This window comes from Anaerococcus sp. (assembly GCF_022770135.1).
Lineage (GTDB): Bacteria > Bacillota > Clostridia > Tissierellales > Peptoniphilaceae > Anaerococcus.
Genome location: NZ_JALEIL010000020.1, coordinates 1 through 10,413, shown reverse-complemented (window position 1 = coordinate 10,413; position 10,413 = coordinate 1). Strand labels below are relative to the sequence as shown.

Here is a 10,413-nt window from a genome sequence, read left to right as displayed (position 1 = left end):
GCTCTCTTTTCTGCTAGAGTGCTATTGTTTTTCTCTACAGTTTTTCTATCAAGTGGATAGATTAGAAGCACTACCAATCCACCAAGTCCAAGAGCTATGGCTGGAATTAGTGTCGCTACATTATATATTCCTTGAGCAACTTCTGCTGTTTGTGTCGCAGCTCCTGCAACGTATCCTACTGAAGCTACTGCAAATCCACCTAGTCCACCAGCAAAGGCTTGACCTAGTTTTCTTGCAAATGAGTAAATAGCGTAAACTTTTCCGTCATCTCTTACTCCATTTTTGATTTCCAAGTCATCGATTACGTCTGTAATCATAGCCCAGGTTAGGGTATTGAATATTCCTAGGAAGATATAAGCTATCACAGTTCCTGCTAGGAATAGGTACATATTTTCAAGCTTTAAGATGAAAAGTATGAAATAAGTTACACCTGCACCTATAAGACCAATAGATGATGCTTCTTTCTTACCGATTTTTTGTCCAAGCTTCATAGCCATTGGAGCTGTAAAAAGCATTGGAACAGTACCACAAAGACCAGCAAGTGCCATTCCTGTTGTATCTTGGAAATAGGTAGAGTATACATAGATATTCATTGAACCAACTAAAAGCATTCCAAGAAGTAAGCAAATAGATACTACTATGATTGATAGAAGAGATCTTTTGCTGATTACATTTCCGATTCCCTTAAGGGCGTTTTCCTTTGGACCAGCTGATTCTCTTTCTATATCAACTCTTTCAGTACAGAAGGAGTAACAAATAAAGTAAGAAATAATAGCTAGTATTCCATAGATTCCAGCTACAAGAGGGAATCTATTTTCTAATAAAATATCGGCTTGACCAGGAACTTTCTGATAGATTAAATATGGAGTAACAAATCCAATTACAAGACCTGCTACAGTAGCTCCGAGTGTTCTAAATGTTGAAAGTTCAGTTCTTTGGTCAGCATCAGCTGTTATTGCTGAAGCCATTGATCCATATGGGATGTTAATAAAGGTATAGCAAAGTGATCCCCAAAGGATATAAGTCGCATACATTATAACGATTTTTGTTCCCATTGGTAGATCCTTAAGTCCTGATTGGAAGAGCAAGAATCCTGCTATTGCTACTGGTATTGCTCCCCATTTTATAAATGGTCTAAACTTTCCGTCTTTATTTCCTGGAAACTTATCTACAATAGTTCCCATGCCAACATCTGTGAAGGCATCAATTATTCTCGAAATAAAGAATAATCCTCCAACAAGCTTTGGATCTATGCCCCATACGTTAGTATAAAATATCATCAGAAAACTACTAACGAGGTTGAAGGTGAAGTTATTTGCAACATCTCCTGCTGCATAGCCTATCTTATCTCTCATGCCAAAAGGCTTTACATTTTTCTGCATATTATTCTCCTGATTTTAATCTATTACTATTGCTTCTTCTTGGCATTTTAAGCATAGCTCTTGTGCCTTGAAGATATGTTCTTGGGTCATGGCGTTTTCTGTGCCATTGATACAATCGAGTATCATCTCTCCAAAAAATGGGAATCCTACTTTGCCGTTTACTTCAAAATGTTCTTCTCCATTTTCATCTACTAAAAATACATGGTCGCCTGTAGCATCTGTTGCAACATTGGTGTATTTTCTTACTTCGATTGAACCCTTTGTTCCTGTTATAAATGTTCTCCCATCGCCCCAGGTTGAAAGGCCTTTTGGTGAGAACCAGTGTACCTTGTAGAAGAAGGTCGCTCCATTTTCTCCAACGAGAGTGGCATCACCATAATCTTCTAACTCTGGAGTATCAGGGTTGTTGTAGTTTGCGACCTTGCTGTGAAGGACTTTAGCGTCTTTGTTTCCTGTGTAGTATAGGAATTGTTCTATTTGATGGCTTCCTATATCTGCTAGGATTCCCCCATATTGTTCTTTCTTGAAGAACCAATCTGGTCTACTTTCCTTATTTAAGCTATGAGGTCCAAAGCCAGTTATTTGGATAACTTCTCCGATTCTTCCTTCTTCGATAAGCTTTCCTGCAAATATTGCTCCCTCAACATGAAGTCTTTCTGAAAAGTATACGAAATATCTTCTTCCAGTTTCTTCTACAACTTTTTTCGTCTCTTCTAGCTGATCTAGGCTAGTAAAGCCAGTCTTATCTGTGAAATAGTCTTTTCCCGCCTTCATAGCCTTGTTACCTAAGGCTGATCTTAGATTTGGAATTGCTGCTGCAGCAAGCATTTTTATCTCAGGATCATTTAAAATTTCATCTACCGAATTTACAGCCTTAGCTTCTGGAAACTTTTCTTGAAATTCTTCTATTTTTTTAGGATCTTTGTCATAGACATAGACTATCTCTGCACCAGCTTCTTTGAGTCCATTGCACATGCCATAGATATGACCGTGGTCTAAAGCTCCTACACCAACCTTAAATTCTCCAGGACCAACGACTTTGTTGCTAGAACCTTTAGGTGCATAATTCATTCCATCTTTTTTGTTAATAGCCATTAGAATAAATCTCCATATCCATTATCTATAAGCCAATTGTAAGAGATTTTTAGCTCTTCGAAAGGATCTCTACCGTAGGAAAAGTCTTGTTCTACCAGTAAGTATCTACAACCAGACTCTATAGCTTGATCTGCACATTCCTTAAGTGGAAGTGAACCTTGGCCTAATGGAGCAAATCTTGCCCTGTTGTCGAAGGCGTTTCTAAAGGCAGCTTGGTCTTCTTGCATAAGTTTTAGATCATCCATTGTTAAAGGCATAACTTCGTAATCTTTTAAGTGAACAAGCTCTACTTTTCCTGAGTATTTTTTGAGGATATTTACTGGGTTTTCTCCACCCTTTTGTACCCAGTGAACATCTAGTTCAAATCCAAGCTCTGGAGCATTTTCACTTATTATGTCAAGAAGGTATTTTCCATCGTATTTCACAAATTCAATATGGTGATTATGATAGTAGAGTTTGATTCCATCTTCCTTAAGCTTAAGCGCATATTCATTGGCTTTTTTAGCAAATTCAATGGCCTTATCTAGATTTGCCATCTTGTCAAATGGGAGCATACCGATTCTAAGTAGGTCTGTATCTACTGCCTTACAGTCTGCTACTATCTTTTCATAATCTGTTTCAAGGCTTTCTTGACCAGGAAACATTGGCTCGAGAGCTGCTGACATTGCTGCAACTTCCATGTCGAAATCTTTGCAAGCTCTTATAATCTGATCGATGTTTTCCTTACTAGTTTCTACTTGAGATACTTCTACAGATTTATATCCTATTTCTGAAAGTTTCTTGAAGGTTTCGTAAGGTCCTAATTCCTTGAATGCATCTACTACTGTTGAAGCTTGTACTCCTATTTTAGTCATTGATAATCTCCTCTTTTTTAACTTCTTTGTTCTCATTAGACGAATCGATTATGGCTTGAATAATCTCCATTGTCTCCATAGCATCTGCTAGGTCACAATAGTCATCTGTATCGTCTATTATAGCCTTGTAGAATTTATTGATTAGGGTTTCATGTCCTGCCCCGTAGTAATCCTTGGTGGCATCACTTTTCTCATCTTCTGCCAAACATTCTAAGCTCCTATTAAAGAGTCTATTTTCCTTAATAGTGTATTTTTCATTTTTACTTATTACTTGTAACTCAATTGAATCTGTAATCGAATAGGCATTAGTCGCTATGAAAAGTCCATTTACTCCATCTTCGTATTTGATAAAGGCGTTGGCTGTATCTTCTACTTCGACTTCCTTATTCATTAGCTTAGTCATTGTCGCTGTAAGGCTCTTCCAATCTTTTCCTGTAACATAGGCCATTAGGTCTAGGGTGTGGATAGCTTGATTGATAATCACTCCAGCTCCAGCTTCCTTGAGACTTCCTCTCCATGGAGCTTGTTTGTAATAGTCCATGTTTCTATACCAGGTCACAAGTCCCTTTACAGCAAAGACCTCTTCCTTGTTTTCTTCTAGGATTTCCTTAAGTTTTACTACTGACTTGTTGTATCTATTTTGAAAACAAATTCCGAGTTTCTGTTTTCCCTTATAGGCTTGGTAGAAATCGTATAGGTCTTTGGTTTTTTCGTAACTAATATCTACAGGTTTTTCACAAAATACATTGAGTCCCTTGGATAAGGCATATTTTGAAACTTCTGCGTGAAGATAGTGGGGAAGAGTGATATGAACTACATCCAAGTCTTCCTTTTCTATCATTTCCTTATAATCCGTATAGGAAGGAATTATTTCACAATGAGTTTGTTCGCATTTCTCCTTAGCTCTGTTACTGTTAATATCACATACTGCGACAAGCTCTGCATAGGGAGAATTATTAATTGAAAGCAAGTGGATAGGTGAAACTGTTCCGAGTCCTATTACTCCAACTTTTAACATAAAGTCCTACTTTCTTTCTTCGAATTTTCCTTCTTCTTTGATTTTTTCGTTAAGAAGTTCTAGATAAAGGTCGTCGTCAAAGTCCTTAACTGATACTGGTTTACCTAACCAGCTTGAAAGATGAACTGCGTTGGCAAGTCTTACACCATTGATTCCTTCTGCACCGTTTGCAAGGAGCTCTTCTCCATCAAGAACGTGAGCAGCAAAGTTTCTTAAAACTTCACAGTGTTGGCCGCCCCAAACAGAATTTTCTTCAATAACTTCTGTTTCAAATAAGTCATCCATCTTCATTTGACCTGCAAAGAGCATCTTCACATCATCTATTGTCATTCTAGCGTTTAGGTCGTTTTCTGTTTCTTTTAGTCTATAGATTGTTGCCTTCTTAGAATCATCTACAACGATTTTTCCACCATCGCATACAATTTCTAGTCTGTCTGTTCCAATGATTTCATTGGTGCCGGTTACAAAAACTCCAGTTCTACCATCGTCATATTCCATTACAAAGTGTACTTGGTCATCTACAACGATATCTCTTTGGTAACCATATTGAACGCTTGAGTATACCCTATCTGGTGCTCCAGTCATCCATTGGATAAGGTCTAATTGGTGTGGTGCTTGATTTACAAGGACTCCTCCACCTTCGCCACCCCAGGTAGCTCTCCAGTCAGATTGCTTGTAGTATGCATCTGGTCTCCACCATGTTGTGATGATCCAGTTTGTTCTTCTTATTGGTCCAAGTTCTCCTGAATCGAGGATTTCCTTTAGCTTTCTATATAGTGGGTTTGTTCTTTGGTTAAAGAATAGGGCATAAGCCTTGTCAGATTTTTCTGCGACTTCGTTAAGTTCTTTTACTTGCTTTGTATAAACACCAGCTGGTTTTTCGTTGAGTACATTTACCCCATGGGTTAGGCCATAAATTGCCATTTCTGGGTGAAGATAGTGAGGTACGCATGTTACAATTCCTTCTACCTTGCCACTATCAATCATCTCCTTGTAGTCTTCATAAAGTTTTGCTTCTGGGAAAACTTCTTTTGCTTTTTCAAGCTTTTCCTTATCAATATCACAAACTGCAACTACTTCTACATTCTCTACCATTCCTTCAGATATGAATTTTCCATACATTGATCCTTCTGTTCCGTATCCGATGATTCCAAATTTTAATTTTCTATCAGCCACTTTATCCTCCTAAATTTATTAATCCTTTATTGATAATCGTTTTCCATTTTGTTAAAAAATAATCTTTAGGAAGGGAGCATCCTCCCTAAAGACATTTTCTTTATCCTATCTTTGAACCCTACCAGATGCGTCTCCGCCTACTAGGTTTTCTACTTCTTCTCTTGACATATGGTTGAAGTCTCCCTTGATTGTGTGTTTTAGGGCGCTTGCTGCAACTCCAAAGTCTAGGGCGTCTGCAGGGCTTTTTCCATCTAGGAGTCCTGTGATTAGGCCTGCTGCGAAGCTGTCTCCACCTCCTACTCTGTCTACGATTCTTACGTCGTATTGTGGAGCTTGGTGGAAGTCTTTGCCGTCATAGATTAGGGCTGACCAGCCGTTGTCAGATGCTGAGTATGATTCTCTTAAGGAAGATGCGATCATTTCAAAGCCGAATTCTTCTTTCATTTGTTTGAAGATTTCGTGGTAGCCTTCTACGTCTAGTTTGCCGCTTGTTACGTCGAGTCCTTTTGGGGTAAAGCCTAGGCATAGGGATGCGTCTTCTTCGTTTCCTATGCATACGTCTACGTATTGCATTAGATCTTTCATTACTTTTTGGGCTTCTTCTGGGCTCCAGAGTTTTGCTCTGTAGTTTAGGTCGATTGATATTTTTGCTCCTGCTTTTTTGGCTGCTTGCATGGCTTTTTTGGTGATTTCTGCACCTTCTTTTGAGATGGCTGGGGTTATGCCTGATGTGTGGAACCATGCTGCGTCTTTGAAGATTTCGTCGAAGTCGAATTCGTCTGCTTTTGCTTCTGCTATTGAGGAGTTACTTCTGTCGTAGATTACTTTGGATGGTCTGGCTGATGCGCCTGTTTCTGAGTAGTAGATTCCTACTCTGTCTCCGCCTCTTACGATGTAGTCTGTGTTTACTCCGTATCTTCTTAGGGCGTTTACTGCTGCTTGACCTATTTCGTGTTTTGGAAGTTTGGTTACGTAGTGGGCATCGAAGCCGTAGTTGGCTAGGGATACTGCTACGTTTGCTTCTCCTCCTCCGTAGATTGCATCAAAGCTTTCAGCTTGGACGAATCTTTCGTATCCTGGTGTGGATAGTCTTAGCATTATTTCGCCTAGGGTTACTACTTTTTTTGTCATTATTTTCTTACCTCCGCTATTTTTTCTAGGTATTCTTTTGCTTTTTGGGTTATTTCTTCTTTGCTGCCTTTTACTAGGTTTGAGCCTGCTCCTACTGCTACTACGCCTGCTTTAAACCAGTCTTCTAGGTTGTCTAGGCTTACGCCACCTGTTGGCATGATTTGGAAGTGTGGGTATGGGCCGTGGATTGCTTTTACGTAGGATGGGCCTGTTAGGGAGCCTGGGAAGAGTTTTATGATGTCTACTCCGTATTTGTAGGCTTCTAGCATTTCGGCTGGTGTTACGCAGCCTGGCATGTATGGGATGTTGTAGATGTTACACATTTTGGCTACTTCTTTGTCAAATGATGGGCTTACTATAAATTTGGCTCCATTCATTATGGCAAGTCTTGCTGTTGTTGGGTCTAGTACTGTTCCTGCTCCAAGTAAGGTGTCAGCTGGGAGTTCTTTTTGGATTCTTTGGAAGACTTCGATTGCGTTTGGGATTGTGAAGGTTACTTCTAGGGTGTTGATTCCTCCATCGATTAGCCCTTTACAGTATTCGATTGCTTCGTCTGCTGAGTTTGCTCTTACTACTGGTACGATTCCTAGCTCTAGGACTTTGCTGATTGTTTCTACTTTGCTCATTTTTCCTTCTTTCTTTATAAATCTATTTTAATGTATTTTCTTGCGTTGTTGTAGCAAATATCTTCTACAACTTTTCCTAAGAATTCTTCGTCAGCTGGATATTCGCCGTTTTCTACTAATTCTCCTATGAAGTTACAGAGGATTCTTCTGAAGTATTCGTGCCTTGGGTAGGACAAGAAGCTTCTTGAATCTGTTAGCATTCCTATAAATTTGGAAAGGACTCCAACACTTGAGAAGACTTTCATTTGCTCAATCATTCCATCCTTGTGATCAAGATGCCACCAAGCTGTTCCAAGTTGGATGTTTTGCATTCCATCAGGATTTGCCCTGTTAAAAGATCCTCCAACTGTGGCAATTGGGAATTGGTCTTTTGGATTTAGTGGGAAGATTACAGTTCTTGGAAGGCCTTCATTTTCTTCAAAATCAGAAAGTAGGTCTGCAAGATTTTCTGCGAAGTTTAGGTCGTTTTGGCTATCTCCTCCAACGTCAGCTCCGAGTTTTTCAAACATTAGCTTGGAGTTATTTCTGATTACTCCAACGTGGATTTCCATAGCCCAATCAAGCTTCTTGTATTCTTTGGCAAGGAATATTACAAGTTCTGTCTTGTAGGATTCTTCCTCTTCTAGGCTAATGTCTTCTCCATTTAGTTTCTTTTGAACTACTTTATTAAGAGTTTCTTCATCACATCTTCTGTGTGGGATGTATTTGAAAGCTTGATCGCTGGCCTTAGCTCCATGGTCGTTGAAGAAGTCCATTCTTGCCTTTAAGGCTTTTTTGATATCTGTAAAGTTTGTAATCTCTACTCCACTTGCCTTAGAAAGATCTCCTATATAGCTCTTGAAGCTGTCCTTTTCAATGTAGAGGGCATTATCTGGTCTGAAGGCTGGAAGAACTTTGACTTTGAAGTTATCTTTAGCCAAAAGCTCGTGATATTTAAGATCATCTATAGGATCATTTGTGGTACAAACTGCAGCCACATTACTCATCTCGATTAGGCCTCTTGGTCTAAATTCATCTTTCGCTAGAAGCTCGTTACACTTATCATAAATTTCTCTGGCATTTTCCTTGTTTAGACATTCATCTATTCCAAAGAAGTTCTTAAGTTCTAGGTGGGTCCAGTGATATATTGGATTTCCTATAAGATTTGGCATGATTTCAGCATACTTTTCAAACTTTTCGAAATCCTCTCCATCACCTGTGATGTATTTTTCCTCAACACCACAAGCTCTCATAACTCTCCACTTGTAGTGGTCTCCACCAAGCCAAGCTTCAGTTATTGAAGGAATGTTTTTGTTTTCATAAATTTCCTTAGCTTCAAGGTGACAGTGGAAGTCAAATATCGGCATCTTGGCCGCATAATTGTGGTAGAGCTTTTTTCCGAAGTCATTATGAAGCATAAAGTCTTCTGTCATGAATTTCATTAGTTTTCCTTTCTTTCTTGTATTAGTTACTTATATTAGTTAATTTTTTGTCTATTATGGTCAAAAGAATTTCCTCGGATTAAGTGAGGACTTCTCCTAAGAGAGGCCTCACCTATCAAAGGTTTATGTTCGTAGTTGTCTAAAAACTTGATTATCTATTTATTATTTTTATCTATAGCTTCCCAAAGACCGTTTAGGTAAGCAACTCCTAGGGCTCTGTCGTAGAGTCCGTAGCCTGCTCTTCCTTCTTCGCCCCAGATCATTCTTCCGTGATCTGGTCTAAGGTAGCCGTCAAATCCTGCATCGTAGAGGGCTTTCATTATAGCGTACATATCTAATGAACCGCACTTAGAAAGGTGTGCTGATTCGTAGAATTGTTTCTCTCCAGTAAACTTGATGTTTCTAGCGTGGATGGCTCCGATTTTGCCTCTTTTAGCGAAGTCTGCGATTATGGCAGGAACGTCATTTTCAACTCTAGATCCCAATGATCCTGTACAAATACATAGGGTATTTGATGGGGAATCTACTAGATTTACGATTTTTTCTAAATCTTCTGGAGTTGATGTGATTCTTGGTATATCGAAGATTGGCCAAGCTGGATCGTCTGGGTGAACTGCCATTTTGATTCCTACTTCTTCACATGTTGGTATTATTGCCTCAAGGAAGTATTTGTAGTTTTCTCTTAATTTATCTTCGTCGATATCCTTGTATTTTTCGAGAACATCTTCTAGTTGTGATAGTCTTTCTGGCTCCCAGCCTGGTAGTTCGAAGTTACCTGCTCCGTCGAGGATTTCATTTACCATATCTCTTGGGGAAAGGCCTTCTACCTTGGCTTGGTCAAAGGCAAGGGTGTTGGATCCGTCAGGAAGCTCTTTATATAATTCTGTCTTAACCCAGTCGAATACTGGCATGAAATTGTAGATTACTGTCTTTACACCGCAAGCCGCAACGTTTCTAAGCGACTCCTTGTAGTTTTCGATGTATTTATCTCTTGTTGGAAGACCCATCTTGATATCTTCGTGAACGTTGATTGATTCGATAATTTCACAATCAAGGCCTACTGCGTGGCACTTATCAACGTATTCTTGGAAAACATCCTTCTCCCAAACTTCTCCTGCTTCCCATTCGTTCATCATTACCATAACTCCTGTAACTCCAGGAATTTGTGCAATGTATTCTAGAGAAATTGGATCGTCGTTACCATAGTGTCTAAATGTCATTTTCATAAGCGTATCTCCTTAATTATGCTAGGTATTTCTTAAGTGTAGCTCTTACACTACCAGGGCCAGCTGACAATTCTTCAAAATATTTCGTAACTATTTCTGAAAGTCCAACTTCTTCGAGATTTACTCCGAAGATTTTTTCGTTTCTTAGTAAATCTTTTAATCCTTCAGTTTCCTTGAATTCTCCGACTTTGATTCCTTCTAGGCTATCTTTTAGATAATCCATCATAGGATCGTTTGAAAGCTCGAAAACTTCTCCCTCATCATTTACTCCTAGAAGATATCTCAACCAACCAGCTAGGGCAAGTGGAATGAACTTAAGGTCAGCTACATCGAGATTCTCATCATTCACATAACCTTTTATAGTCTGTCCAAATCTTACAGGAATCTTTTGTGATGTATCTGTCGCGATTCTTTGTGGTGTATCTGGCATGAACTTGTTTGGGAATCTTACATTGATTACTTCGTCGATGAAGTCTTTTGGATC

The 10,413-nt window shown here is 39.1% G+C and carries 9 protein-coding genes and 1 pseudogene; all 10 read right to left on the bottom strand.

What is annotated here, in order from left to right; all coding sequences use genetic code 11:
- The coding region (locus tag MRZ08_RS00810) for a glycoside-pentoside-hexuronide (GPH):cation symporter (protein ID WP_297378122.1) at positions 1-1,382 on the bottom strand (1,382 nt) is incomplete at its 3' end.
- 15 nt (positions 1,383-1,397) lie between these two features.
- On the bottom strand, positions 1,398-2,477 hold the full coding sequence (locus tag MRZ08_RS00805; protein ID WP_297378120.1) for a Gfo/Idh/MocA family oxidoreductase: 1,080 nt from the start codon (positions 2,475-2,477) through the stop codon (positions 1,398-1,400).
- Entirely contained in the window at positions 2,477-3,331 is an 855-nt protein-coding gene (locus tag MRZ08_RS00800; RefSeq protein ID WP_297378117.1) for a sugar phosphate isomerase/epimerase, read from the bottom strand. The genes MRZ08_RS00805 and MRZ08_RS00800 overlap by 1 nt, the downstream gene beginning before the upstream one ends.
- On the bottom strand, positions 3,324-4,349 hold the full coding sequence (locus tag MRZ08_RS00795) for a Gfo/Idh/MocA family oxidoreductase (RefSeq protein WP_297378114.1): 1,026 nt from the start codon (positions 4,347-4,349) through the stop codon (positions 3,324-3,326). The genes MRZ08_RS00800 and MRZ08_RS00795 overlap by 8 nt, the downstream gene beginning before the upstream one ends.
- Before the next feature lie 6 nt (positions 4,350-4,355).
- Positions 4,356-5,525 carry a Gfo/Idh/MocA family oxidoreductase gene (locus MRZ08_RS00790; RefSeq protein ID WP_297378110.1) on the bottom strand — a complete coding sequence of 390 codons (1,170 nt, stop codon included), beginning with the start codon at positions 5,523-5,525 and terminating at the stop codon, positions 4,356-4,358.
- Positions 5,526-5,630: 105 nt separating this feature from the next.
- The gene (locus MRZ08_RS00785; RefSeq protein ID WP_297378107.1) at positions 5,631-6,656 is read right to left on the bottom strand and encodes a sugar kinase; all 1,026 of its coding nucleotides are present in this window, start codon (positions 6,654-6,656) and stop codon (positions 5,631-5,633) included.
- Positions 6,656-7,282: a bifunctional 2-keto-4-hydroxyglutarate aldolase/2-keto-3-deoxy-6-phosphogluconate aldolase gene (locus MRZ08_RS00780; RefSeq protein WP_297378104.1), complete on the bottom strand. Its 627-nt coding sequence runs from the start codon at positions 7,280-7,282 to the stop codon at positions 6,656-6,658. Before MRZ08_RS00780 ends, MRZ08_RS00785 begins: the two co-directional genes overlap by 1 nt.
- A 14-nt stretch (positions 7,283-7,296) precedes the next feature.
- Positions 7,297-8,703, bottom strand: coding sequence for a glucuronate isomerase (gene uxaC / locus MRZ08_RS00775; RefSeq protein ID WP_297378101.1), 1,407 nt, complete (start codon positions 8,701-8,703; stop codon positions 7,297-7,299).
- A 155-nt stretch (positions 8,704-8,858) separates the two neighbouring features.
- Positions 8,859-9,929, bottom strand: coding sequence for a mannonate dehydratase (uxuA, locus tag MRZ08_RS00770; RefSeq protein ID WP_297378098.1), 1,071 nt, complete (start codon positions 9,927-9,929; stop codon positions 8,859-8,861).
- Between the two features lie 16 nt (positions 9,930-9,945).
- Positions 9,946-10,413 (bottom strand): annotated as a pseudogene (locus MRZ08_RS00765) (mannitol dehydrogenase family protein); the annotation flags it as partial.